Source organism: Methanobacterium lacus (assembly GCF_000191585.1).
GTDB lineage: Archaea > Methanobacteriota > Methanobacteria > Methanobacteriales > Methanobacteriaceae > Methanobacterium_B > Methanobacterium_B lacus.
On the sequence record NC_015216.1, the window covers coordinates 614,353 to 641,312 of the forward strand.

The window sequence follows — 26,960 nt, forward strand, 5'->3', positions numbered from 1 at the left end:
ACCCAAGGAAGGGTTTAACTTTGTTATTTCTTAAAATTAAACAGAGACATCTGTGAATCTTTACTAGTTTTTTCTGAATCATTCTCATTTTCAGTATCTTTAGAAGACTTTTTAACAGCTTTATCTTCATTTTTAACTTTTTTAGAACGGGATTTTTTCTTTGAACTCACTTTAGCTTCAACATCAACCTTCTTTGAAGTTTCAACTTTTGGATCACCTGATAATTTTGGGGTACTGATGCTTGTTGCAGATTTATTGGACTTCGTAGGTTTCTTCTTTGATTTTTTGACCTTTATCTTTCTGGATCTGAACAATTTAACTTCATCATCAGCTAGATCAAAGTATGTGGCAAGTTCGTGGGCTGTTTCATCATTTTGAAACATTATCTTCATGTAGGGGAACTGTTCCTTAACAACCTTCTTGGATGCATGAAGTTTGTGGCCCATTTTCTCCGCAACTTTATCTTCCAAATTTCTATTGCCACGGCTTTTAGAAAGTTTTGGAAAGATTGAAGAGTTGGTGAGTCTGGAAAACTTTTTATAAGTTTCTGCCTTGGATAGTGCAACTCCTAGACCCATTAATTCATAGGCATATTTCCAGTAGGTGTAAATACGTGTATTAAATGCTCTTCCAAGGTAGAGATCTGCCTGTGAAATCTTTTCGTAGGCACTTTGTATTTCATTAACCTTCTCATATTCCTTCGGAATATTTTCTGTGATTATTTCCAGTATGAAAGAAGGTTCTGAATCAACCCTCATGGCAGCCCTTACCCGCTTTGGATCCTTGCTCTTTAGCACTGTTCTAACTGTATCGAATATGTTGACTATATCATCCTTTGAGGATAGTAGTTCAAGATCTTCGGAGGTAATTCTCTCTTGACCCCTAGCAATAACTTCTAGATCGTTAATTGCAGTCCTAAGGTCACCATTCGATCTTTTTGCAAGGTTTCTAATCACGTGTTCCTCAAATTCAACACCTTCCTTGACACAGATCTTCTTAAGTAAAGACACAATTGAATTTGTATGAACTTTACGCATTATTAAGGTGTTACATTTAGGTTTAAGACTCTGTAACCTTTTACTGTAAGGGTCGTTTGCCATCATTATTATAGGGTGTTTACCATCCTTAACAATCTGATTTATGGCTCTAGTACCGCCCCTATCTTCATTTCCATGAATTCCATCCACTTCATCAAGTATTATTAGTTTGAGTCCGTCACCATAAAGTGATTTTGAAAGTGAAGACTCTCCAATGGTGTTTTTCAGGATATCGTATGATCTTTTGTCACTTGCATTTAGCTCTATGTACTCTGAAAATTCGTTGGCTGCCAGATGGGCCATGGTAGTTTTACCAGTACCTGGTGGTCCAATGAGAAGAATACACTGGCTAGTTTTGCCAAGTAACCAGTCTTCTGTCCAGTTAAGGATTTCATCTTTGATCTTGACATTTCCAAGAACTTCATCGAAGTTTTTGGGACTGTACTTTTCTGTCCACAACATTTAATCTGCCTTTGAATTTATTAAAAACTTGGTTAACAACGCTTCCAATTGAATTCTTGGGTTTGATCCCTCTCTTATTCTGTAATCTGTTTCACCAATACTTTCAACAAGGTTAATATAAATATCCTCATTTAATGATCCATCTAAAGCCATTTTAGAAACTTCCTGGTATATTTGGGTCACCATATCCTCTCCACTGGTACCCTGAACAACCATAACATCTCTTAAAAGTTCTCTAGCACCTATAAAGTCACCATCAAGTGCCTTGTTAACGATCTTTTTAACATCCTTTGGTTTGGCTTTAGATACAACTTCATCAACACTTTCCTCTGTAACTTCTTCACCTGCAGAAGAAGAGGCCTGTAAAATGTTAACAGCCCTTCTCATATCACCCTCAGCAAAGTAAACTATGCTTTCAATGGCGGCGATGTCAATCTTAAGACCTTCGGCCTGGGCAATGTACTCCAACCTTTTAATGATCTGATGGCCTTTAACAGGAACAAATCTGAATATTGCACACCTTGATTGGATTGGATCAATGATCTTAGATGAGTAGTTACATGAAAGTATGAATGAAGATGTTTTTGTGTACATTTCCATCTCCCTTCTCAAGGCATGCTGAGCATCCTTGGTCATGTTATCAACTTCATCTAGGAAAATAATTCTAAAGGGTGATCCAACAGCTTTCAAACGACAAAAACTCTTAATATCATTTCTAACTGTATCAATTCCTCTAGCATCAGAAGCGTTCAGCTCTAAGAAGTTCTGTCTCCAGTATTCGCCGAGCATTTCCTTTGCCAGTGCAATGGAAGTTGTTGTTTTCCCAACACCTGCAGGACCTGTAAACATGAGATTGGGCATATTGCCCTCTTTAACGTATCTTTTAAGTCGTAATATTGTATGTTCTTGACCCACAACTTCATCCAGTGTTTGTGGTCTGTATTTTTCAACCCATGGAGCATTCATGCTATCACCATTTTCATATTGTGTTGCATTGTTTATTAACTGTTGGCGAATATAATTTTTATCAAGATCCACCTTCATGGATCCACAAAAAAAATCAAAATACTACGAGTATGATGTTCTAAAAAAAATTATAAAAATAAATACATGTTAACTTCCGAAGAGTTCGGAGATCTCAGGGTGCATTTTGTTGATTATTCCTAATTTGTTCATGACTGGACCATAAGAATCTGCAATAATCTTAAATTCTGGCCTTACCATTCCTCTAAATGCTTCGTAGCCCATAACTTTTCCGTAGTTATCGGTGATAACATCTAAAATTTTTGTGAAATCTTCGATAAACTCCGATTCTCTATCCTCAACTTTGATTTTAGAAGCGTTTTCCCTAATTTTATCGAAGTTCAATGTTGAATTACTTTCAACAACAACTCCATTTAATAGCCTTTCACATTCCTGTGATGGTAAAAACTTCTGTGTCAAACCCCTTGCAGGTGCAACACCCATGATCTTACTGGCACCAATGGACATGGCCCGGAATACGGCCTCATAAATATCTAAAATTAACTCAGATCTGGCTTCGACATCTTCAGGAACTTCAGTTATCTTTTTAATATCTGGGAAAGCAATAGGAGGTTTAATTATAGGAATAACTTCTTCAGATTCTACTTCTTCTTCCACTTCTTCTTCAGCTTCTGGTTTAGAAGTTTCAACATCCTCTGCTATTTCAGTTTCAATCTCAAATTCTTTAACTTCCAAAGATTCCAAAACCTGAATGCTCTTATCTTCTGATTCAGTTTCTATTATTTGTGGTTCAAGTTCTAAAGATTCCTCTAAGACAACCGGTTCCTCTTGAGGTGTTTCCACAAGTTTCAGGTCTGATATTTCATCAACCGCCACCTCAGATTTAACCACTTCAAGTTTTTCAGGGGATACTTCCGGCTCAATTTCCGTTTTTAAAGGTTCTTTTGCAGGTTCTATTATTGTTTCAACAATATCTGGTTTTAAATCTTTACTCAAAACTCTGATCTTTTCTGCAGCCCTTTTAGATGAAACTAAAATCAGACCAACGTTGGAATGATTTTTCATTAGTACAATTAAATGTACATTTTCAAGATTTAAAAAAAGAGCTTTACCATTCAACGATTCAATTAGTACCCTTTGTATTTCTCCTTGATGGGATGAATTGAACAACCTTTTGGAAGAGCTGGTAATAACATTTGACATTGGTCCAAATAGTTCAATATCAATGTCTTGAAGCATTCGCTTAGCTACTACTTTCCCAGTATCATCTACAATTAAACCGCCATCTACCCCATCTACTTTAACGAGATCAATAACGATCCTTTCAAGTTTAAACAACAGATCAGAGTTTTTCATAAAAATCCCAGTTTACTATTGAATATTCAAACCTAATATGATATCAATGCTATTATGTTTATTGTTTTATATCTTATACTGCTAATTATTTAGCCTAAAACTTCAAAGCTTTTTATTGGTAATTCTAACATATTTTAAACTTAATTAACATGTTAATACTAAAAAAATAAGATATCATCCCCAGAATTATAATATGGGAATGATTAAAGGGAATTGATGTGTTCCCTGTCTTAGATGAGTTGTCTCTTTATTAAGGAGCCGTCACTGTCATGGATGTCGAGTAACATGGAAGATTCACCATTTATCATGTGGGTTGCACAGGATAAACATGGATCGTAAGCCCTTACAATCATTTCAAGACGGTTTTTAAGTCCTTCAGAAACTTCATCGCCTTTGATCATTGCTTTGGCGGTTTCCCTAACTCCAATATCCATTGAAAGGTTGTTCTGTCCAGATGCAACAATTAAATTTGCTTTTTGAATTATTCCAGCACCATCTGTTTCATAATCATGGAACAAAGTACCTCTAGGTGCTTCAATAACACCGACGCCCCTCATTTTTTCATCAGAATTTTTAGCATCGGCAGTGGACATCAATGGTTCGCTTAGATCTGTTCTAATATCTGTGCTTGTGATGGAATCGTCTTCAAGGAGTTGTATGGATCTTTCAACACAGTACATAAGCTCCACTAATCTGGCATAATGGTAGAGCAAAGGATTTTGTGCCGTTCCAAAGTTATCCTTAAATTCTCCAAAGAGTGCAGATGCCCTTTCTGTATTGACAGAATCTGCAATATTGAGCCTTGCAAGCGGTCCAACCCTGTAGTTACCTTCAGGGAATCCGATTTGTTTGAGGTATGGGAACTTCATGTAGGACCATGGTTGAACCTTTTCTTCGATGTAATCCAAGTAGTTGACAGTATCAAACTCTGTTACTGCACCACCATTTTTATCTATGATCTTCATTGGTCCATCATAAAGTTCTAAAGCACCGCCATTTGTTAAACTGCCAAAATAAGTTTCAACCGGTCCTAATGATTCAATTTCATTAGCATAAGTTTCAAATAGTGGTTTAGCTACTTCTAATCCGGTTTCAACTAATCCAATTCCTTCCTGTACTTTAGGAAGTAGTGCATCCCTTTCTCCAGATGTAAGGACCTTTGACTGTCCTCCCGGTATGGATGTGACTGGATGGATTGGTTTTCCACCAACAACTGTTGTGATTTCCTGCCCTATTTTACGGGTTTTTATAGCCATCTTTGCAAGGTCAGGATTCTTCTTGATTATTCCAACAACGTTCCTTTCAGCGGGATCTGAATCTGGTCCAAGCACGAGGTCTGGTCCTCCAAGGAAGTAAAAATGAAGTGCATGGGAATGAATGTACTGTCCCAGTAAACTAAGTTCCCTTAATTTTTTCCCGGTTTCAGGAGGCTCTAAACCAAACACAGCGTCTGTAGCCTTTGCAGATACTACATGGTGGGCTGTTTGACATACTCCGCATATTCTTGGAGTGATTCTAGGTGCTTCTTCTACAGCTGCACCCTCCAAGAATTTTTCAAATCCTCTTATTTCCATGACATGAAAGTGAGCATCTGAAACATTTCCAGCATCATCGAGCTGAACTGTGATTTTTGCATGGCCCTCAATTCTGGATACTGGGCTTATTTCTATTTGTTTCATAATTATCACCAAAATCTATTTCTTGATCAACTGAGGGATCAATGAAACCTTTTTATTCTCCATTATAGTGCTTCCAATAACAAATCCGTATATCACGTGCCCAACATCGTAGATCTGTTTTTCAACATCTTTGTGGGGCATCTTGGAGAGATGGGCTATTCTGTTTACAATACAGTTGTATACATCGTGGTTAGGTTCCCTTAATATGTCCAAAGAAGGTCCTCCACATCCATGACATGGAACACCTGCCGATGAGCAAAGTGCACCGCACCTTCCAAGGGTTGCGGATCCCATGCAGATGTAACCTTGGCTTAAAAAACACAGATCAGGATCTGGAGTTCCTTCAACTCTCCTGTGGATCTTGTCGAATTCAACGTGTTCCATGGTACGTTCACAATCTGCACAAACAGATTTTTTAGGTATAACAGGTTCTTCTCCGTTGATCAGTGGAACAAGAATGTCCTTTACCAAATATTCCTTTGGTGGACAGCCTGGCAAATAATAATCTATTAATGCAAGGTCTCCAGCAGGATGTACAATTGGCAGGAGTTTTGGGACTACTTCAGAAGGTTCTGGTGCCGATTCTGTACTTGGATTATCTTTAAAGCTTCTGTTTGATACATCTTCAGGACTGTAGAGATCTGCCATACAAGTTATTCCTCCGTAGCATGCACATGTCCCGTATGCAATAACTATTTTGGCCTTTTCTCTTATCTCTTCTAACCTTTCTTTGTTCTCTTCATTTCTTACAGATCCTGAAACAATTGCAATGTCAATGTTTTCAGGTATTTCCTTCACATCCATGAGTATGGGTGCGTAAACAAGGTCTGCTTGTTCAAGAACATCGATCAATTCTTCATGAAGATCGAGTATTGATATTTCACAGCCTGTGCAGCTTGCTAGTAATTCGAGAGCGATGTTTACCATTATTTACCACTCCACTTGATTGTCAACGTTTTAAGACAGGCATTTGGTCCAACATGGTCGATGTCGAGTTTTCCCCTGATATCCATAACCTCTTCCACAGCACCAACAGTGTAACCATATAATAAGTAACATAAAGGTCCTTTTTGAGGAAGACCAGTTCTTCGGAGAGTTTGTCTGACTACGCAATCTCTGAAAATTAATTTCACAACTGTTTCATCACCCTTTTCTATGGTGTAACCTTCTTGACCAGCTGGTTTCCACATATCAAAATAAAATTCTGCACCTAAAATTTCACTCAATTCTTGCATTGCTTTCTCGAGGTTATCGGTTTTTTCAACCATTTTACCTGCTTCGTGGCCCATTCTTTTACCGGCTTGATAAACAATTGCATTTGCACCCCTTCCAGACACCTGTTCAAGGGCGCTGGACATTGAACCAACAAACTTCATTAGAACGTGAAGGGCTTCTTCATAATCATCAATATCTCCCCCACATTCATCAGGAATAAGTTCAGGTTTAAAATCCCCAAATATTTCCTTTCCTTCCCTTTTAATTTCATATGCCATACCAATGTCTCCTAGATTATCTTATTGAGTATATCATTAACTCTTCTATCGATATACAGCCTTTTAGCCACGTGTATGTTTTTATGTTCCATTGCTTCGGCAGGACAGATTTCATGGCATGAAAGGCACGCCATGCAATCGTCAGCATTAACAACTTTTGTTTTGTTTTTTGCTTCATCCATTTCATAGACATCGTTAGGGCAGTCGTCCACACAAGAACCGCATCCAACACATGCATTTTCGTCTATTTCTATTTCTACCATATTAACGCCTCTTAATACTTTTTTTAGACCATGAAAAGTTTTAATTGTTAACAATCATTCCATACAATTAATTCTCATCAAGACATACAGTACTAATTTATTATATTGCTTTATTCATTATTAATAAAACTTTACTAAGTAGAGAACCAGTGCATAGTTACAGCCCCATGATATCATGAAGAATTTGGACTGATTTATAGCTAAAAATGAATATGGTGACATGGCACACAAAGAAAGCACTAATTTACAGGGGTTTGTGACATTTCCCACAAAAAATTTAGTAATAAAAATAAATTGAATTTATTAAATGTTGTCAGTTGATACAAGTTCGCAGTGTGCTATGTATGCAGCTTCCTTTTTTCCAGGAGGGTAACATGTCATGAGCATTAACCTTGCCTTTCCATCCAACGCAAAGGTGACGGGATTGGTTTTGTAATCCCATCTAATGTCATTTCCATTGGATGTTACTGCGTAGGTGTACTTCTTTTTCATGATGGTGTCAACAATTATTACTTGATCCCCAACTTCCAACGATCCAATGTTTTCAAATAATCCGGAGTAGGTAGTTCTATGACCAAGTATACCACATTCTCCAGGTTGTCCGGGCATGGCACTTTCAGGATAATGATAAACTGCATTGTATGCATTGACTGTGTCAGATCTTATGGTGCAGTTCACACCAAGTTTTGGAATGACCAGTTCTCCAAGGGAAGCACCTACCTTGGTGCTCAATGGATCAAGTGCATCTACGGGTTGACTCATTTTTTCGTTGTAATCCTTCAAACTCTTTTGTGCGGCTGTTAAATTTTTGGACTGTTCAAAGGCTGCCAAGGCTATGGTTAGTGAAACTACAATGCATACAGCCACTATTCCTAAAGCAATCCAATTAGTCCTTTTCAATATCAACCACCAGCAATGTTCCAATTTCACTCGCTATGATGGAGCGGTATTCTTCAACCTTCCATGGATCAACGACCCAAAAACTTAAAGTGCTTTTTATACCAGTATCTGCAAGTTCATTGATATTAAAATTTGGCAATGGATCATCGAGTGCCCATTCATGTTTATCTAGAATTTCAATAAATTTTTCTCTTAAACCCTCAACTTTAACCTGGTAAGGTACTGTTATTGCCAAATCTACCCGTTTTTCTTCGAGTGGGGTGTGGTTTACGTGCACGTTCTTTGAGAAGTTTGAATTTGGGATTGAAACAATGTTGTTATCAGCGGTAATTAGTTTCGTTACCCGGAATCCCATTATATGGACCTTTCCCTTGTAATCTGATATCTCAATTATATCTCCAACTTTAAAACTCTTGTCTGCCAGTACGAATAATCCTGCAATGAAGTTTGAAATGGTGTCTCTCGCAGCGAAACCCACTGCAATACCAACAATTCCTAAACTCAATGCAATGGCTGTTATGTTGATTCCCAGCTCATTTAATATCAAAGTCAGTGCTATGGCATAAACACTGTACCTTATGATCTCATTTACAACTTGTATGAGAGTTGCTTCAGAATCAAATTTTGTTCCTGTTTTAGTGATGAAGATGGATGTCCATTTAACAATTCCAAGGGCTGCACCTATTATTATTAGACTTACCACAACATCCTTCAAGAGTGGGTTGCTTAAGATGGATTCAATCGTCATGCTGTTCAACCTCCAACCTCATTAGATCTTCGGCCACTACAGAATCCTCAAAAACATTTAGAGCTTCCATTTCAAGAGTTTTAACATCCTTGTACCTGGTGCTTATATGGGTCAGGACCAAACTTTTCACACCTGCTTTTTTTGCAATGTCTGCAGCCATTTCAGCAGTTGAATGCCCTGTTTCAAATGCCTTTTCTTTGTGGCTGTTGTTGAAGGTTGATTCATGAATCAATACATCCGCATCTTTAGAGAAGCCCACCATTTCTTCACAGGCCAGTGTGTCCCCAGAGTAAACCAACTTTCTACCCCTTCTTTTTTCTCCTAAAACTTCCTCAGGTTTGATAATTTTGTTTCCTATCTTAACAGGAAGTCCGCTTTGCAATTTACCATAGGCTGGCCCAGGTTTAATTCCGAGTTTCAGGGCCTTTTCTTTTATAAATTTAGGGTCTCTTTTTTCTTCGATACAGTAAGCGTAATTTTCAACTGAGTGTTTCATAAGTTGGGCTGAAATTTTAAAATCATCCTCTTCTAAAACTGTGCCATCCTTTATTTCATGGACAGCTATGTTGAATGAGAGTGCGAAGTAACCTAACTTCTTCATACTGTTCAAAAGTTCCTGAATACCTGGTGGTCCGTATATTTCCAGCGTATCTCTTCTACCCCTGAAGGCCATTGATTGTATTAATCCTGGAATTCCCAGTATATGATCTCCATGGAAGTGTGTAACAAATATTCTATCGATCTTCATGGGACTCAGTCTGGCCCGGGTCATTTGTCGTTGTGTTCCTTCACCACAGTCAAAGAGTATGATTTCTCCAAAGGCTTTCAGAGCTAAGGCTGAGTGGTTTCTGTTGTTGGTGGGTATTGCCGATGATGTTCCTAAAAATACTATTTCCATTTAAACCATCCTAAATAATTACAATCTATCTTAGTGGCGAACAGAGCCTGGAATACCATTAAATTATTAATCCATGTTATGTTACGGTTCTGCTACCCTCGAGTGAAGAATATTTATATCTTTTATTTTATAAAAGAAATACCTATAGATAGTACTGTATTCCGATAGAACATTATATTATTGAATTTTTTTGACTGGTGTGTAAGTTTATGAAGTACGATTTAACTGAAATAATTGGAATGATCCATAAAGATGTGGGATTTGAAGATATCACATCAACAGCCCTTATAAAACCGGATACTATGATTAAGGCGCGCATTATTAGCAGGGAAATAGGAATCGCTGCGGGAATAGAGCTTGCATGTGAAATTTTCACTGAATTTTCAGTGGATGCAAATGCTTTGGTTTCAGATGGTGAAAAAATAGATGCATCTGATGTGCTGATGGAGATCGAGGGTGATGCAAGGACGATACTGGGTGTTGAGAGGACTGTTCTAAATCTTCTCATGAGGATGTGTGGTATTGCAACCACAACCTTCAACCTTGTTTCAAAGGTGCACAAGATTGATCCTAACATGAGGGTTGCTGCAACCCGAAAAACCACCCCGGGACTACAATTATTTGAGAAAGAAGCAGTTAAATTGGGTGGTGGAGACAGCCATCGTTACAGGTTGGATGACTGTGTTTTAATTAAAGACAATCACATAGCCATTGTGGGAAGTGTTGGGGACTCAGTTAAAATTGCAAGAAGCAAAGTCAGTTTCACTAAAAAAATTGAAATTGAAGTAGAAAATATGAGTGATGCATTGGAAGCTTCGATTGCAGGGGCAGATATTGTGATGTTGGACAACATGGATCCTGAAGAAGTGAAAAATGTGGTTAAAGCCATTGAAAATCAGAATCTGAGGGACAATATCCTAATTGAAGTTTCTGGAGGCATAGGTCCAAATAACATTGAGAATTATGCTGGTATTGGGGTGGATATTATTTCTACAGGCTATCTTACACACTCTGTAACAGCACTGGATCTCAGTCTTGAAATTGTATAGATTCTGTCTTAAAAAAATAGGCCCTTTCAATATTTTTGAAGTTAGCTCCATTTATTTGCACAACATTAAGTTTTTAATGTAAAATTATGGGGGGAATAATTAATATTATAAATAACTTTATATATGGCATTTAACAGATGATTAATTGATATTAGGAGGCACAGATCATGGATTTTAACGAAGATGAATTTAATGATGAAGAAGTGAATGAAACTACTGACGAAGTTAACGAAGAAACAGAAGAAGTCAAGGATTCTGAAGAAACTTTAGGGGACGAAGAATCAACCGAAGATGTCGAGGATTCTGAAGTAATTTTAGGGGACGAAGTAGTAACCGAAGAAGAGGGCGAAGACCTACCATTTGCCAAGGCAGAAGTTGTAAGGTTGATGAAGAAGAATCTTGACAAAGACAAGATGATAAGGGAACGTGTGAAGGTTGAAATGAACAAATTTTTAGGCGAAGTTCTCGAACGTGTTTGTGAACAGCTCAATGATTATCCTTACACAACAATAGAATATGAAATGCTCAAAGAATCAATATACCCTTACACCAACATCAAAAGAATTAATGAAGAAAAATTCAGGATTTTAAAACATTTAGACGCAATAAAAGCAGATTGTGATGCTTTAAGTTTGGATGTTAAAAAATCATTGAAGCTTAAAGATGTTGATGATGACGATGATGAGATATTTTAATCTCATTATTAATTCCTTAAACAAACCATTTTTCCATATGAATTAAGTTTTTTTTTACAAAATAGTATTGAATAAGGCGTAATCTACTATATTCTTGTTATTTTGTTTTTAATATTTTTTTTTTACACTGTATTGATCACTCCTATATTGTTAATTGCGATACACATATGGGCAGATAATAATGGTGAAATTAAGACAGCATTTAGTTTCAGAGAAATATTTGATAGAATAGGAAATATTGGATGGAAGAATTTAATAATTTGGTCTATTATTATTGGATCTGTCTATTTCGTTACAGAGACGATTAGAACTAATTTTGATCACTTGATTTTGGGTTATGATTTTGTTCCTTTACTAGTAATTCCATTTTTATACATGTTAATGGCTAGATCTCTTACTATATTTACTGCAATAAGAAAAATAATTAGACTTTTTACTTTATAAAAGATAATAGCAAAATTCAACAATAAAAAGAATTCAAGAATTCCATAACTATACAAAAAATATCGATCTAAAAAATGAATTTTTTCAGGAGGCATAATGAAATCCTATACTGGCATTGTTATTATTTCCATAGGGATTATATCTTTTATAATTACTCAAATTGTAAATGATCGATTTTCTTATTTTAGTATGCATGCAATTGGAATTATTATTGTTGGAATAGTTTGGATAATTTTCAATTCTACAGATTCAAAACAGAAATATAACTACAGAGAAACGGATTCTGAAAATAATTGTATGAAATGTAAATATTCAGATATAAAATATTTCAATGAACTTTATGCTAATTGTAAATTTTTACATATAAGAGTAGACAAATTCCATATTTGAGAATTATTTAAAAAAAATAACCAAAAAAAAAATTTACTATGAATATCTACCTAGAATATTGAATAAAGCACTAAATTTTTTTTTTACAGATAACTATCAGTATATTTGTGGGTAAATGGTGTATGTATATTGATTATGGCTGAAAACTCCTGTTTGATTACTTATACTTTTGTTATTTCCATAAAAAATGATTCTTACTATGTGGGTTTTATTAATTAATTATATGTGATAAAAATCATACTAATATATATGAAATTCATACAAATTTCAGAGAAGATTAGTAGGGTAAGAATATTATCTCCTACAATAAAAACATCTACGATTTTTAAAAATAGATAGCCCTAGTCAGTTGGAATAAACTTATTTATAACAACCTGGGAAAAACCAAGTGGATATTCCTAAACAAGAATTTATTGGTCAATGGTAACAAAGCCAGTATTTAAATTCTCAACTTCTTCTTGGGACAATTTTCTGTGTTTAGCATCATCATGAAGAATTACGCTGTGGCCAAAGGGATCTTCAATTATTAAGGTTGCAGATCCATCACCGGATTTAATATCCTCAATTTTTTCAATTATCTTAATGGCATTTTCCTTTACCTCAGGTTCTTCTGCCCATTCAATGGCTGTTTCCACTGCAGATTCAAATCTGTTTAAAACACCTTCAACATTTGAAACGTATCCCTGTGATTTTGGTCCTGGCTCAACTTTAAGTCCCAAATCTGGTATGCTTAAGGTTGCTGTTTGAGATTTCACAACCCTTGCATTGATGTTAGCTTTACTTATCAAAAGGGAGTAATATACCGGTTCCTTTTGTTCAAGACAAATAGTATCTGTGTGCCTGTAACCACATTCCGAACAAATAATAGTAGATTCAAGAATTTCCCCAAAATAGGGTATTTCTTCGGTTTTACTGGTCATTTCTAGGGTATTTCTACCTTTACAAACAGGACAGTCTGTGCTTATGTTGTTCAATTAAAGATCTCCTTAATTAATCCAAGTTCAAATATTACTGGTCTTCTTATGTTTCTTCGTTTTTATAGATCAACCCAGCATCATCCAGATCCTTGATCATGGCCTCGAGACTTTTCTTATCAGGGGCACAGATCTTGTGGCTGTGAACGTTACCAGATAAACTGTAGAGATTTTCGAGATCCTTTTTACGTTTAGGATTTTCATCCAACTTATCAATGAACCTCTTAGCCTCAACTGGGTCAAACACATTAACATTTCTCTTGAGCGGTTCACCAAACCCTGGAAGGAAGTAGGAAACATCAACCATTCTACCTCCGTATTTATCCAGTATGATGGAAGTTTCTTCTTCAAGTTGGTCAACAGAGTGTTTGAAAAGCATAACTTTACAAATTCCCCGGATAAGTGTCAACATGCGTTTTAGAGTGTGATCAATGGTTTGATTATTGATTACGGGAATATTATGTTCAATTGCACTTTTAACTAGATAATCATTTATAACACGATTTTCTTTGAAGTACTCAAGATGTTTTCCTCCCCTTTTAATCTTCATTGCCCTTTTAACAAATCGTTCCTTGTGAACTTCTTTGTCTGCAGTTAAAACGAAGAAATGGATGGATGCATCCTTTTGGAACTTCTCGATATCTATGAATCCTGGTACAAGGTGAACTCCCTCAATTACCACATCATCAAAATCATCAACAGCTCTTCTTATAACTCTTTCAATGGCGGGTATTACAAATGAGGCGTGATCTTCGAAGCCAGCTTCAATTAATGAATCTGTGTCTCCATCAAATCGCTCCTTATCCCTTAATGTTAAATATGCATCAAATGAAGATTTGTGTAGTGAAGGTGCATAGTCTGGGCCTATTATTCCACGAACTATGGCTCTAATGAAATCTGTTTCGATTAAATGTTTGATTCCTAATTCCTTTGCTAATTCAGAGGCTATAGTAGATTTACCAATACCGGATGCACTTCCGATCAATATTACATAGGGTTTTCGCATTTGTTCATCCCCTCATTTACTTAAGTAAAACGCCAAGGGGTTTATGTTAACATATCAATAACTCTCTCGGCACTTCTTCTCATTTCTATCCTGATCAATCCTAGATTTATTTCTATGTCTGTTATTACTACTAAAATTCCTTCTCCAGCATCAATCATCAAGGTTTTTCCTTTTTCCCCTTCGATCATTACTTGCTGCAGAGGGTCATGCTTCATTTCTTCAGCCGATCTTTCTGCTGTACCAAAAACTGCAGATGACATAGCTGCAACCAGTTCAGAGTCAATGTCTCCTGGAACTTCGCTTTCTATTATCAAACCGTCTTTACCAACTACTAATGATCCGCTTACTCCGTTTATCCTTCCTAAATCCTTCAATATTCTTTCTATCATTTCTACCATACCAATGCCTCCACAATAGAATTGAGTATCTACCCAAAGTATATATCTTGGTTTAACATTTATTAAATAAATAGGTAATGTTAAGTTTCACAGTTATTCACCAAAAATTATAGGAGTGATCCAGTGTATTTTATAACTTCTCTTCAAGAAATCCAAGATCTCAACCCATTCATCATCATAGGATGTGGTGGAGGCGGAGAAAAATTTTCTAATTTTGAGGGAGTAGAAGCAGTAGGTTTCATAGATGATAACATCGAAAAACAGGGCCAGAAGTTTTGTGGCCACACAGTATCAGGAAATTTAAAGGAACTTTTGGAAACTACTGATGCCAAGAGTGTTGCCATAATGCTCCCAATAGGCGCAGAAGGATCTGCTTTGAAGTACGCAGTAGAGGCAATAGACAGCGGTAAAAACGTTGTAACTTCGTTTAGATCCCTTCCACTTGCTCAAAATGAATCAATATTCAAGTTTGCCGACTCCAAAGGCGTTGTGATTAAGGAAATTAGTCCACGATTGGATGTAATACGCAAAATTTTCGGAACAGCACCTCCAATGTGCACAGAAGTGCTTCCAAAGCTCAGCTACAAACATAAAACACCTGTTGTTTTTGTAGGGGGTACCTCACAGGAATGTGGAAAACGAACCACAACTAGAATGTTGGGTCAAGCAGCTAAAGAAAAAGGTTTAAATGCAGTTGTTATTTCTACTGATGAAATGGGTTTTGAACAACCTGTAGATATGAATTTCAGAGCAGGAAGTCTTTCTGTCATGGATGTTGCATCTGCTGTTATTGGTTCCATCAAATACATGGAAGAACTTAAGCAGCCAGACATAATCTTTGTAGAAGGTCAATCAAGCATAACTGAGATGGGTAATCCACACCCAAGGGGTTTGTCTACAGCAATACTTATAGGTGCAATGCCTGATGCTACAGTTGTATGTCACAGGCCTAATCATCCATACAGGGAACCAAGGGGAATTGATTATGAGGTTCGTGCAATAGAAGCAGTTGAACCAACCAGCGTAGTTGGATTATCAGTAAATCTTAGAAATGTTAAAGATAAATCTGAACTCGCAAAGTTCGAAGAAAAGTACGGGTTACCTGCTGTAGATGTGAGAAATGGAGGAGCTTCAAGGTTACTGGATGTAATTATTGATTATATAGGGGACCTAAAGAAATGAAGGATATACTGGATACAATTAAAAAGAACATTGGGATAGATGATGAAAATGAGCATAAAGAGGAACAGGAAACCATAATTGTTCCTGAACATTCTTTGTACGAAATTATTCTCATGAAGGCCAAAAACCTTGACGACTTTGATTTTGCTTTGAGCCAGATAACAGAGGAAAAAAATCCCATCATAATGGATATGAGCACTCTGGAAAGGGACAGTCCAGAAGAATTTAAATTAGCCGGTGAGAAATTAAAGGCATTCAGGGATAAAACTGGCGGTGAAGCCATACTTCTTTGTAAGAATGGTAAGAACATAATCATCATTACTCCTCCAGAGATCAAACTCATAAGGAAGTAAGAGTTACCAGTATCTTGAAACATCGAGAGGACTTCAAACCCTTTTATATTTTGTTATTTTAAATTTATTTACGGGGGATATTAATGGATTTGCCAATAACCAGACCTTCAACAGTTAGCTATGCAGAGAATTGTGATTTTAAAGAAATGTTAAATGAATTAACATCGAAAAATCATAATGGATTCATACGTATTAGTGAAGGCGATGATGAAGGTTTTATCCTTTTTAAAAATGGTAAAGAAATTGCTGCATCTTACGAAAGGTTTTCCAGAGCAGATGCAATAAAAAAGATTCAGATTGCCGTGAATAAGGATTTAACATTGATAGAAGTATTTGATGTTCGAGAGTCTCAGATAGATTTCTTAATGGAAATAAACCGGCCATATATTCTGGGATCTGAAGCCTATAAAATCATTGACGAACTTAAAATGGTTGATGCACCTAAACCAAAGCCTATGGCAGTTCCCAAGCCAAAATTAGTATCAGAAGCTATTAAAGAGTCAGAACAGCCAGAAGAAGTCCGGAATGAAACAGAATCAAACCTGATTAATGTATCTAAACCTGAAGAAGAGGAGGATTCAGATCCCAAAGAGACTGTACACAGAATAGAAACAGTTAAATCTGATTCACCAACAAAACTTGAAACAGAAGACCTACCATTAAACAACACCGAAAAAGTAGAAAACGAAACAAGTAATAAAATTCCCGAACCTTCTGAAACTATTCCAGAACCGGAACCCAAGATCAATAAATCTTTAGAACCGGAAATTAATACTGATACTAACATCAATTCAACAGAAGAAAATAATTCAACAGAATCATCTCCAGAAACTATTCTTTCAGATGATGAATCCAGCGAAATATCAGTTGAAGAAAATGAAAACAATGAAATGCCAGAGTTAGAATCCGAACCATTGGATCGTACAGAATTGTTAAAGAAGTATGGTATAAAGGATATTCAAGAAGAAGATGTTGACAACATATTAGAATCTTACAAAGGGGGTTCTGTCAGTGAGGAGGATATTGAAAAAATAGAACTCACACTGATGAACAAGATAAAAAAATCCATACTTGGAATTCCAAGAATCAAGGGTGCTGAGGTAATGGTTTTCCTAGAAAATTCCAGAGAATTAACTGGAAATGTTAATATTATTATAGAAACAGAATCTAAGGGATTTCTTTCGAGAATAATGGGAGATTCCGACGATATGAAATTAGAAAAACAAATTGTAGACATGTCTCAAATTGAGATCAGGAAGAGTTTCAGAAAGTATCCTGAGATTGTCGAGAAATTTGACGTTAATGTAGAAATCAGCTAAGGGGGTATCAGATGACAAGAGTTATAACAGTTGCTTCAGGAAAGGGCGGAGTTGGAAAGACAACGATAACAGCTAACTTAGGAGTGGCATTATCTACATACGGGGAAGAAACAATAGTCCTTGATGCAGATGTTGCAATGGCCAACCTCGAACTTATCTTAGGTATGGAAGGGAAATCAGTCACCTTGCACGATGTTCTTTCAGGTGCAGCATCCATTGAGGATGCAATATATGAAGGACCTGGAGGAGTGAAGGTTGTTCCAGCAGGAATCTCCCTTGAGGGACTGCGTAAAATTAAAATGGATAGATTGGAAAGTGCACTGGAAATTTTGGTTGAAACAGCAGACATATTACTTATTGATGCTCCAGCAGGGCTTGAAAAGGATGCTTTAGCAGCAATTGCCGCTGCACAAGAAATGATCCTTGTAACAACTCCGGAAGTTCCTTCAATAAGTGATGCACTCAAGACCAAAATAATCGCAAACAAACTGGGCGTCGATATAATCGGTGTTGTGATAAACAGGGAACAGCATGATAAAACCTTTTTAACAATTTCAGAAATTGAAACAATATTAGAAGTACCTGTAATAGCAGTTATTCCAGATGATCCCGAAGTGAGTAGGGCTGCAGCATTTGGAGAACCTCTGATAATAAAAAATCCCAAATCACCTACCAGTAATGCAATAATGCAGTTGGGTGCGGATCTCATAGGAGAAGAGTACCAACCTATTGAACCTGATAAGAAGGGAGTTATTTCAAAATTAGTTGAAGGCCTTCTTGGAAGAAGATAAAATAAAAATAATTGCAATAAACTGGTAAAAAATGTCAAGATTCATAGCTTTTGCTTCAGGTAAGGGTGGAGTAGGAAGAACATCGATAACCTTCAATCTTGGTGTGGCATTATCCCTCTTTGGTGAAGAAGTGGTAATGTTGGATCTGGACCTTGTGATGGCCAATTTGGATGTAATAACAGGCTTGTTAAATCCAGATGTAACGCTGCATGATGTTCTGGTTAGGGATAAAACCATAGATGAATGTGTTTATGAGGTAAATCAGGGTGCGCGTGTTGTTCCTACTGGAATTCATTTTGAAACTTTGAAGCATATCAATCCAAACTACATTTCATGGAACAAGATCATGAATGAGATCTCAGATTATGGTGAGGTCTTCCTCATGGATCTGCCCTCTGGAATCAATGCCAACGTGTTTGAAGGACTACCCGAGAACACAGAAGCCATACTTGTAACACAGTCCACCATGCCTTCTGTAGCTGATGCACTAAAAATTAGAATTCTTTTCAATGAATTGAACATAGATATTAAGGGATTTGTTTTAAACATGTGGTACGATGATAAATTTCTACTATCAGAAAATGAAATAGAATCAATTTTAGAAATACCACTTATAGGTGTGATACCCTACGATCGGGAAATAGAAAGATCAATGGCACTGGGAAGATCAATTGTGGAGGTAAACCCCTCATCCCCCACAAGCAACGCTGTTATGCAGTTAGCAGCTGATCTTATTGGCAAGGAATACAAACCAATAGAGCCAGATAAAGAAGGAATACTCGGAAGAATAAAGAAATTTGTGGGTTTACTTCCAGAGTAAACAGTTTTTATATTAACATTAATTTTTTTTTAGATGTGGAATTTGGAGTAATAATAATCAATCACAAGAAATTGTTTATGGTGGATAATCATGAATCAATTGGATGTTTTAGCCCTTGGTACTTGTAACATTGATTTTCTGATGAACGTGCCCAGATTTGCAGTTGCAGATGATGAGGTGGACACTGAAAAACTCAATGTAACCTTAGGAGGATCTGCTGCTAACTTTGCATTGAAAACTTCCGATTTAGGATTAAAAACTGGGATCATGGCCAGAATTGGTAAAGATAATTTTGGAAATTACATTCGTTCCAATTTCAAAGAAAAAAATATCAACACAGAAAGGCTCATTACAATAGATGAAAAGACAGGAATGGCATTTATAGCAGTGGACCAAGTGGGAGAACGATCCATATACACATATATGGGGGCAAATTCAAAATTTGAACTATTAAAACCTGATATTAATCTCATTAAAAACTCTGAAATACTACATTTAACAGGCATGTACATAGAAGTTGTGGAAGAAGCCTCAAAACATGCTAATACATTATCATTCAATCCCGGTGCTCTGCTTGCTTCCTTTGGAATGAAAGCAATGGAAGATGTACTGTCCAGAACCGATATCCTATTTTTAAATGAGAAAGAAGTCGGTCTTTTAACTGGTGAAAACTGTCCTTCAGGAGCTAAGCTTCTGGTTGAAGCAGGTGTTAAAATGGTGGTGGTGACACTGGGAAAAGCAGGATCAAAACTCTTCACAATGGATCATGAAATTCATCAACCATCAAACATGGTTAAACCAGTTGATACAACTGGAGCTGGAGATTCATTTGCAGCAGGGTTTATCAATGGATTTTTAAGAAATAGAAACCTTCCAAATTGTCTAAAAGATGGCAATAATTCTGCTTTTGATTGTTTAACCAAATTTGGAGCGTCGGATACCGATCTATTTAAATTAAAATAAGTACGTTCCCTCCATTTAAATCAAGAAAAAATAATGGGAAAAAGAGATACAACCAAATTTATAGTAATTTAAGTTTTCTTTTAAAATTCATATCTTGAAGAACTTAGCAGCGTTGTTGTAGGAAACCTTTTTAATATTTTTTGACTCCACACCGGCTTTCCTTAATTTGTGAACAGTTTTAGGGACTGACAATGGGTCTGAAGGTGATGAGCTCATGTCGCTATCTAGAACAAACTTGTCGTAACCGTATTTATCCATTATTTCAACTGCCTCGTCTGAAGTCATTTTATGTGGCTGGACAGTTAATCCTAGAATCCCATCAAAATCCTTAACCCTGTCAATGATTGAGTTATCCACGTGATCAATGAGTACCAGTGACGTGTCAATATTTTCTTCTATTATCGATGCAGTTACCATGGTAACTTCTGCCTTATGAGTTCTAGGGGTGTGTACAATAACCTTCACATCCAGATCTTGTGCAAGTTTGAGCTGCTCTTTAAACACTTCAACCTCACTCTTTGAAGTGGTTTCTAGCCCAATTTCTCCTATTGCAACTACATTTTTGTCTTCAACCAGTTCTGAAATTTTTTCAATCACAATGGCATAGTCATTACATATGCTCCGTGGATGAACACCTACTGCAGAATAAAGCTTCAAACCATTTTCACCAGCTCTTTTGGTGTCATTTTCCATTATTCTATGGATATGATCGAGCACAACGTCGGAAGTGCTCATTTTTAATGGATCATGGGCACATGTCACTGCTTTTTTAATTCCTGAAACAGACATTCTTTCAAAATCTTCATAAGGCCTTGTATCTGCATGTATATGGGCATCTATCATACTTTTATCTCCATAAAATATTTACATTTAGCTCGTTTTTGCACTTCTAACTATATTATTTTTAGAAGTTTGCACTTAATCAACATTACTAAACTTAGGTGCACAAATTCATGTAAAAAGTCGTTTATAAGTAAATTAAACAAGAATGGTTAATACTGATAATATTAATCAAATAAAGTAAGGTGTATTGAGAAATGGACAGAAGCATGAAAACAATTCCATCTGAGGATTTAAAATTGTTTCACTTTGATCAGAGGAACAAACTAATTTTTATCCTATGCACAGCTATTTTATGGATATTGGCTCTAGTAATATACTTAACTCCTAATTTTAATCATTGGTTTTTAGCTAATTTTAATATTCTTCGTACAAATTACTTGTTTGCAAATCTGTGTTACTATTTCACCACGCTTACGCTGTCCTTTATTGCAACACCTATTTCCCTACTTTACTTGGCATCTTTTAAGTTTAATAAGCTGAAACCATACAGGGTAGTGCTTTTGTTATCTGTCATGACTTTGGCTATAGGTATTCCAATTGTGGACCTAATAAAATATTATGGTGTTGTTCCACGTCCATGGGTGCTTTATCCAGATATCAACAGCATATACTATCCTGGGGGTCATTCTTTTCCATCTGGACACGCATTCCAAGCATTTGCAGGTACATTGCCCCTAATAATTTGTTTCCTGACCAACGATGAAACATTTAAACGAAACCTCAAAAAAACAGTTTTAGCAATCATACTCCTTGTTTTTGCCATAAGCCTATCTCTAAGCAGGTTAATAGCGGGTGTGCACTTCCCAACAGATGTTTTGTTTGGAATTGGGCTGGCCATAATAATGATGGTGATCGTGATAGGGGCTCTACAATATTTACTTAAAACAGGAAAACTAAATCTGCAAAACGAAAAGTGGTACGCATTAATATTCCTAGCACTAATCACGATAGATATATGCTTCTTATAAAAATTAAAATACAATGTTATTTGGCCAAAAAAAAATGAGGGTGGAAAATGGATTCACTGTTGTAATGATTTAAATTCCATTTTTCCAGTTAATAAATCAATTAAAACGCTATAAACATTTTGAACTGGAATTCTTACCTGTTCTAAATTGTCCCTGTTTCTGATGGTTACTGTGTTATTTTCAAGGGTTTCATGATCAACTGTAACAGCAAATGGAACTCCAATTTCATCAGAACGAGCATATCTCCTTCCAATTGTTCCTGAACCATCGTACTCTGCAATTATGCCCTGATTCCTAAGTTCTTCCCTTATTTCATGGGCTTTTTCTGCAAGTTTATCCTTGTTTACCAGTGGAAAGACATTAACACCAATTGGGGCTATCTGTTTTTCAAGTTTTAAAAATTCCCTTTCATCATCCTCTGTGTAGGAATGGAGTAAAACAGAGTAGATGATACGATCAATACCGAATGATGGTTCAATAACGTGTGGAACAACCTTTTCACCACGTACCATTTCCTCTTGTTCATTGAAACTTACCACATCTGAACTTATTTCAACAGTTTTATCCTCAAGGTCGATATTGTAGGTTTCACCATTGTCAAATACTCTCTGTACTTCAGATGCATCCAGATCTTCTAATGCCTTGATAACTTTGGGGGCATCTGCCTTAAACAATGGGCCGAACTTCTTCATGTCTGGCTTAACAACAAGTTTATTGATCTTTTTAGGTTCATCGTATTCAATGAAAACACTCAGATCTTCGTTGCTGTACTTGGCATGTGATTTAAGATCAAAATCTGTTCTGTCAGCTATTCCTATGATTTCAATCCAACCGAATCTATCAGTTAAAACCTCAACATCCCAGCAGTCAATGGCATAATGGGCCATTTCAGTTGGAAGATGCTGTCTGAACCTTATAACATCAATTGGAATCCCCAGATCAGCTAAAAATCTTCCGGCTATGCAGAGTTGATAAGTTAAAACTTCAGAAGAAACCAAGCCTGTTTCAACTGCACTTTTTGCTGTTACAATCTTAGGATCTTCTTTATTTAACTGTGCATCTGATGATAAGAGTTTTAACTTATCATTGGCAACATTTCCAAACTTGGGATGGTCTTTATCAACAGGATCCACAAATATTTCAGCTTCTGCCTGTGTGAATTCCCTGAGCCTTATGATTCCCTGACGTGGTGAAATTTCATTACGGTAGGCCTTTCCTATCTGAACAACACCAAATGGTAACTTACCTCTGAAAAATCTTAAAAGCCTTTTAAACGGTATAAAAATACCCTGAGCAGTTTCGGGCCTCATATATCCTGTTGCTTTACCTTTAGCTCCGATCATGGTCTGAAACATGAGGTTGTAACTCCAAACATGTGTCAAATGACCCCCGCACTTCGGACATCCTATCTGATTTTCAGAGATTATTTCAGTCAACCTCTGATTTTCAAGTCCTTCCACATCATCATCAATAACGTCTTCAATGACATGGTCTGCCCTGAACACTTCTAAACAATCTTTACATTCAGTCATGGGATCTGTGAAATGATCAACGTGACCAGAAGCCTTGAGTGCTTCCTCTGGCATTATGGTTGGTGATTCAATTTCATAGAATCCTTCACCCACAATGTAGTACTTTCTCCACTTTGAGATGATGTTGTTCTTAAGAGTTGCACCCAATGGGCCGTAATCAAAAAATCCTGCAGAACCTGAGTATATCTCAAATGAAGACCATAAAAATCCTCTTTTTTTAGCTATGTTCATTACTTTAGTATCAGACATGCAATTCCTCACATTTAATTAGAAAAAAATTTTTGAAGTTATAATTTATTATTCTTCCTTCTTACAAGCTCGTAGTCGTGTTTAATTTTACTTGTAACTGGACGTTCCTGATTCATGTACTTGCTGTCCCTTTCAGGATGTCCATATGGACGGTCGGCAGGTGTAGTCATGGTTTCAAACACTATCTGGCACACCCTCTGTCCGGTGTAAAGTGCCACTGGCATCTTTCCAATGTTGGATATTTCTAATGTTATCTTTCCACGAAATCCTGGATCAATGTAACCTGCTGTGACGTGCATGGTTATACCCAACCTACCCATTGAAGAACGACCCTCTACACGTGCAACCAAATTATCTGGTAACTCAATTGTTTCATACGTGGTGGCAAGGGCAAATTCTCCAGGATGGATTATGAAGGGTTCACCATCGTCGATGTAAAATGATTCCATGTAGGATTCAATATCAGATTCGTCCATTGGATCGATGCATGGTTTTCGGATAATCTTAAATCCTTTAAATTCATTTCCTATCCTTAAATCTACAGAAGATGGTTGAATCTGTCTTTCAGGTTCTTTTAATGGATCAATAACGATCTTTCCAGATTGAATATGCTTTTTTATATCTTTGTCACTTAGAATGGCCATTTATTGCCCTCTTTCCTTTTTTTTATAATCTTGATTTATGGTTTACTACGATTATATTTTTTCTATTTAGTGCCTGGTTGGATAACCATCACAAAAATATTCTATATTTAACATCTTGACATAATCGTCTTAGTAACGTGATTAATGAATGTGGTGTTCAGGTAACTCTTAACATGGTGTTAATGAGTTTAATGATTTTTTAGGATTGGATAAAATTGTCTATCTTATTATACTCATTTTTCCTTTGTACGGAGGTTTATCCGGCGTAAAGTACCCTTAAGTGTGTGGGCTTCCCTTCCTGTAATAAATGCACGTTGAATTATTCTATCAAAAACCAGCTGTGCATTTTTAGTTTTATGTTCTGGATAACCAAGTTTAACAATTATCTCATCCATAATCGCGGTCAAACTCTTCTTTTCTTGGGCTGAAGCAGGTTCTAAAGTGTCTACAGGGTAGGATTTCTCCTTCTTAAAAAGTTCGTAGAATATTATGGCAGCTGCATGGGTGACATTCATTATTTGATACTCTTCGTGGGTTGGAATGCTCACAATAACATCACAGAGTGCTATTTCCTGATTTGATAGTCCGTTTCCCTCACGCCCAAAGATCAAACAGATATTTCCACCATAATTAATTGAATCTGAAAGGGTTTCTGGGGTAACTGCGATCTTAGATATATTGTAACTTCCACCAGCATTTCCAGTTGTAGCAACTGCAGTACTGATATTTGCTTTTTCTAAAAACTCTTCGAGTGTTTCATATATTTCACAATTACTAACAACATCCCTTGCATGCATAGCCTGATAATAACTCTCATTTTTAAGCTCACATGGATTTATAAGCACCAAATTGGTGAGCCCAAAGTTTTTCATTGTACGGGCAAGAAACCCTATGTTTCCAGGTGATTCTGGTTCTACAAAAACTACGTATATCATTTCAAATCCAATCCTCAACCATAATTCTCTATTCATAAGCCATTTCAAGGAGTTTAAGGATGTTCATGGCTTTAACATCATTTAAACCTTCCCTATCTAGAGAGTCTTGGATGTTGTACTCACAAAATGGACATATGGTAATAACTGCATCAACATCGAGTTTTTCAACCATTTTAACTTTCTTACTGCCCAAACCTGCAGCAATTTCAGGCTTTCCAGACCTTACTCCGCCACCTGCACCACAGCACTGATCTGGAACTTCCATCTCTACAAATTCCACACCTTTAATTTTGTTAAGCAATTCCCGAGGTTCTTTAGATATTCCCTGGCCCCTCACGAGGTGACATGGGTCATGATAACAAACCTTCATGTTAACAGGTTTCATGGTATCTGTTTCTAATTTATCTGCTAAAAACTCGCTTATATCCTTAACATTCAAATTAATACCTGCCTTGGGATAGTCATTTTTGAGTGTGGAACCACATCCTGCACAGACAGTTACAATTGTGTCGTAGTCCTTCAATGCTTCATAATTCCTTTTTGCTATTTCAGGAAATATTTCAGTCTGTCCAGTTCTAAGCAAAGGTGATCCACAGCATATCTGACCATCTGGCACAATCACATCTATATTGTTTGCTTCCATAACCTTTAGAAGGGCCACTGCAATTTCTGGAAGTTTATAATCGACCATACAACCTGTGAATAGTGCAATTTTATGTTTTGAACCATTGTTAACGTTCTTCTGGGTTTTCACAAAACCCTCTGGAAATTCTCCAGTTCCAGCTGGTTCAACTGATCTTCCAGTCTTTTTGATCTGTTCTAAAATTGTTTTATGGGCTGGTAACGGCCCTATATTTTCTTGCACTGAGATTTCTCTGAGTTTTTCAATTGCAGATCCGAAGGTGTTTATCTCCTTTGGACATACCTCCTTACATTTACCACAGGATGTACAGGTGTAGAGTCCCTCATCAAAACCTTCAGCTGCTCTGTCTGCACAGTCCCTTGGATCAAGGGCAAATTTGGAGATGTAACGCATGAAGTAGGGACCTGCAAATTCTTCAGTTTGTTTGACAACTGGACAGGCAGAGAGACAGGATAAACATTCTATGCAGCTTCGAATTTTTTTAGTATCTGCGTAGTCCTTGGGAAACATGATTTGAGGACATTCCTGCACACTGCAGTCGCCTTCCACAAACAGATCCATTTTTGTGACTTTGTTGTCGTACTTAGATCTGTCCACCACCAGATCCTTTAAAACCTCAAAATCTAGGGGTTCTAAAACAGCCCCATCTTTTATTTCTGCTTTACAAGCTAGAACAATCTTGTTGTTCATTTTCAGAGCACATGATCCACACTGACCTGCTCTACAGGAATATCTGTATGCAATATCTGCATCATACTTGTTGTTAATCTGGTTTAGGGCATCGAGGATCTTCATTTTATCAGATTCCTCAACATCGTAAACTTCGAAGTAGGGTTCTTTCCCTGTTCGAGGATTTTGTCTTAGAATTTTAACCTTTATCATTTTATCACTTCAAGGGTTTAGGACTGATTTTTTTCTCAAATCTTTCTTTATTGTAAAGTT

Annotated in this window: 28 protein-coding genes; 10 read left to right on the forward strand and 18 right to left on the reverse strand. The window is 36.6% G+C overall.

What is annotated here, in order from left to right:
• Positions 1-23 precede the first annotated feature (23 nt).
• The 10 genes from METBO_RS03240 to rnz form a co-directional block, all read right to left on the reverse strand.
• Complete coding sequence (locus tag METBO_RS03240; RefSeq protein WP_013644238.1) at positions 24-1,499, reverse strand: replication factor C large subunit; 1,476 nt, start codon at positions 1,497-1,499, stop codon at positions 24-26.
• The gene (locus tag METBO_RS03245) at positions 1,500-2,465 is read right to left on the reverse strand and encodes a replication factor C small subunit (protein ID WP_048186511.1); all 966 of its coding nucleotides are present in this window, start codon (positions 2,463-2,465) and stop codon (positions 1,500-1,502) included.
• 147 nt (positions 2,466-2,612) lie between these two features.
• Positions 2,613-3,839, reverse strand: coding sequence for a roadblock/LC7 domain-containing protein (locus tag METBO_RS03250; RefSeq protein ID WP_013644240.1), 1,227 nt, complete (start codon positions 3,837-3,839; stop codon positions 2,613-2,615).
• 230 nt (positions 3,840-4,069) lie between these two features.
• Positions 4,070-5,518 (reverse strand): Ni/Fe hydrogenase subunit alpha, encoded by a 1,449-nt coding sequence (locus METBO_RS03255; protein ID WP_013644241.1) that lies wholly within the window; start codon positions 5,516-5,518, stop codon positions 4,070-4,072.
• A 15-nt stretch (positions 5,519-5,533) separates the two neighbouring features.
• Positions 5,534-6,445, reverse strand: a complete 912-nt coding sequence (locus METBO_RS03260; protein ID WP_013644242.1) for an NADH-quinone oxidoreductase subunit B family protein — start codon at positions 6,443-6,445, stop codon at positions 5,534-5,536.
• The gene (locus tag METBO_RS03265) at positions 6,445-7,011 is read right to left on the reverse strand and encodes a hypothetical protein (RefSeq protein WP_013644243.1); all 567 of its coding nucleotides are present in this window, start codon (positions 7,009-7,011) and stop codon (positions 6,445-6,447) included. The genes METBO_RS03260 and METBO_RS03265 overlap by 1 nt, the downstream gene beginning before the upstream one ends.
• A gap of 11 nt (positions 7,012-7,022) precedes the next feature.
• Positions 7,023-7,274, reverse strand: coding sequence for a 4Fe-4S dicluster domain-containing protein (locus tag METBO_RS03270; RefSeq protein ID WP_013644244.1), 252 nt, complete (start codon positions 7,272-7,274; stop codon positions 7,023-7,025).
• A gap of 303 nt (positions 7,275-7,577) precedes the next feature.
• Positions 7,578-8,174, reverse strand: coding sequence for a class E sortase (locus METBO_RS03275; RefSeq protein ID WP_013644245.1), 597 nt, complete (start codon positions 8,172-8,174; stop codon positions 7,578-7,580).
• A complete protein-coding gene (locus METBO_RS03280; protein WP_013644246.1) occupies positions 8,161-8,922 on the reverse strand; it encodes a mechanosensitive ion channel family protein in 762 nt (253 codons plus the stop codon). Before METBO_RS03280 ends, METBO_RS03275 begins: the two co-directional genes overlap by 14 nt.
• The gene (gene rnz, locus METBO_RS03285; RefSeq protein ID WP_013644247.1) at positions 8,912-9,820 is read right to left on the reverse strand and encodes a ribonuclease Z; all 909 of its coding nucleotides are present in this window, start codon (positions 9,818-9,820) and stop codon (positions 8,912-8,914) included. Before rnz ends, METBO_RS03280 begins: the two co-directional genes overlap by 11 nt.
• Positions 9,821-10,029: 209 nt before the next feature.
• Here rnz and nadC point away from each other — a divergent pair, with 209 nt between their 5' ends.
• From nadC to METBO_RS03305, 3 genes are all read left to right on the forward strand, one after another.
• Positions 10,030-10,869 (forward strand): carboxylating nicotinate-nucleotide diphosphorylase, encoded by an 840-nt coding sequence (nadC, locus tag METBO_RS03290; RefSeq protein ID WP_013644248.1) that lies wholly within the window; start codon positions 10,030-10,032, stop codon positions 10,867-10,869.
• Positions 10,870-11,036: 167 nt separating this feature from the next.
• Positions 11,037-11,564 carry a hypothetical protein gene (locus tag METBO_RS03295; RefSeq protein ID WP_013644249.1) on the forward strand — a complete coding sequence of 176 codons (528 nt, stop codon included), beginning with the start codon at positions 11,037-11,039 and terminating at the stop codon, positions 11,562-11,564.
• A 540-nt stretch (positions 11,565-12,104) separates the two neighbouring features.
• Positions 12,105-12,398 (forward strand): hypothetical protein, encoded by a 294-nt coding sequence (locus METBO_RS03305; RefSeq protein WP_013644251.1) that lies wholly within the window; start codon positions 12,105-12,107, stop codon positions 12,396-12,398.
• A 410-nt stretch (positions 12,399-12,808) separates the two neighbouring features.
• Here METBO_RS03305 and METBO_RS03310 read toward each other — a convergent pair whose 3' ends face one another.
• Genes METBO_RS03310 through METBO_RS03320 form a run of 3 tightly spaced genes read right to left on the reverse strand, consistent with a single transcriptional unit; the run spans position 12,809 to position 14,767 of the window.
• Entirely contained in the window at positions 12,809-13,372 is a 564-nt protein-coding gene (locus tag METBO_RS03310) for a ZPR1 zinc finger domain-containing protein (protein WP_013644252.1), read from the reverse strand.
• A 46-nt stretch (positions 13,373-13,418) separates the two neighbouring features.
• A complete protein-coding gene (locus METBO_RS03315) occupies positions 13,419-14,378 on the reverse strand; it encodes a 3H domain-containing protein (RefSeq protein ID WP_013644253.1) in 960 nt (319 codons plus the stop codon).
• Between the two features lie 41 nt (positions 14,379-14,419).
• A complete protein-coding gene (locus METBO_RS03320; RefSeq protein WP_048186513.1) occupies positions 14,420-14,767 on the reverse strand; it encodes a roadblock/LC7 domain-containing protein in 348 nt (115 codons plus the stop codon).
• 132 nt (positions 14,768-14,899) lie between these two features.
• Between METBO_RS03320 and METBO_RS03325 the strand changes: the two genes are divergently transcribed.
• The 6 genes from METBO_RS03325 to METBO_RS03350 all read left to right on the forward strand — a co-directional run bounded on the left by METBO_RS03325 (position 14,900) and on the right by METBO_RS03350 (position 20,204).
• Positions 14,900-15,958 carry a DUF1611 domain-containing protein gene (locus METBO_RS03325; protein ID WP_013644255.1) on the forward strand — a complete coding sequence of 353 codons (1,059 nt, stop codon included), beginning with the start codon at positions 14,900-14,902 and terminating at the stop codon, positions 15,956-15,958.
• Positions 15,955-16,311 carry a cell division protein SepF gene (locus METBO_RS03330; protein WP_013644256.1) on the forward strand — a complete coding sequence of 119 codons (357 nt, stop codon included), beginning with the start codon at positions 15,955-15,957 and terminating at the stop codon, positions 16,309-16,311. The genes METBO_RS03325 and METBO_RS03330 overlap by 4 nt, the downstream gene beginning before the upstream one ends.
• Before the next feature lie 83 nt (positions 16,312-16,394).
• Entirely contained in the window at positions 16,395-17,630 is a 1,236-nt protein-coding gene (locus METBO_RS12925; RefSeq protein ID WP_013644257.1) for a DUF2226 domain-containing protein, read from the forward strand.
• 11 nt (positions 17,631-17,641) lie between these two features.
• Entirely contained in the window at positions 17,642-18,421 is a 780-nt protein-coding gene (gene minD / locus METBO_RS03340) for a cell division ATPase MinD (protein ID WP_013644258.1), read from the forward strand.
• 31 nt (positions 18,422-18,452) lie between these two features.
• Positions 18,453-19,241 carry a cell division ATPase MinD gene (minD, locus tag METBO_RS03345; RefSeq protein WP_013644259.1) on the forward strand — a complete coding sequence of 263 codons (789 nt, stop codon included), beginning with the start codon at positions 18,453-18,455 and terminating at the stop codon, positions 19,239-19,241.
• Positions 19,242-19,331: 90 nt separating this feature from the next.
• Entirely contained in the window at positions 19,332-20,204 is an 873-nt protein-coding gene (locus tag METBO_RS03350) for a carbohydrate kinase family protein (protein ID WP_013644260.1), read from the forward strand.
• A gap of 87 nt (positions 20,205-20,291) precedes the next feature.
• On the opposite strand, the gene METBO_RS03355 is transcribed toward METBO_RS03350, so the two are convergent.
• On the reverse strand, positions 20,292-21,047 hold the full coding sequence (locus METBO_RS03355; RefSeq protein WP_013644261.1) for a TatD family hydrolase: 756 nt from the start codon (positions 21,045-21,047) through the stop codon (positions 20,292-20,294).
• Between the two features lie 206 nt (positions 21,048-21,253).
• Here METBO_RS03355 and METBO_RS14015 point away from each other — a divergent pair, with 206 nt between their 5' ends.
• A complete protein-coding gene (locus METBO_RS14015) occupies positions 21,254-22,015 on the forward strand; it encodes a phosphatase PAP2 family protein (RefSeq protein WP_013644262.1) in 762 nt (253 codons plus the stop codon).
• Positions 22,016-22,068: 53 nt separating this feature from the next.
• On the opposite strand, the gene glyS is transcribed toward METBO_RS14015, so the two are convergent.
• From glyS to tfrB, 4 genes are all read right to left on the reverse strand, one after another.
• Positions 22,069-23,796, reverse strand: a complete 1,728-nt coding sequence (gene glyS / locus METBO_RS03365; RefSeq protein ID WP_013644263.1) for a glycine--tRNA ligase — start codon at positions 23,794-23,796, stop codon at positions 22,069-22,071.
• A gap of 38 nt (positions 23,797-23,834) precedes the next feature.
• On the reverse strand, positions 23,835-24,440 hold the full coding sequence (dcd, locus tag METBO_RS03370; protein WP_013644264.1) for a dCTP deaminase: 606 nt from the start codon (positions 24,438-24,440) through the stop codon (positions 23,835-23,837).
• A 233-nt stretch (positions 24,441-24,673) separates the two neighbouring features.
• Positions 24,674-25,375, reverse strand: coding sequence for an RNA methyltransferase (locus METBO_RS03375; protein ID WP_013644265.1), 702 nt, complete (start codon positions 25,373-25,375; stop codon positions 24,674-24,676).
• A 28-nt stretch (positions 25,376-25,403) separates the two neighbouring features.
• Positions 25,404-26,900, reverse strand: coding sequence for a fumarate reductase (CoM/CoB) subunit TfrB (gene tfrB / locus METBO_RS03380; RefSeq protein ID WP_013644266.1), 1,497 nt, complete (start codon positions 26,898-26,900; stop codon positions 25,404-25,406).
• Positions 26,901-26,960: the final 60 nt, after the last annotated feature.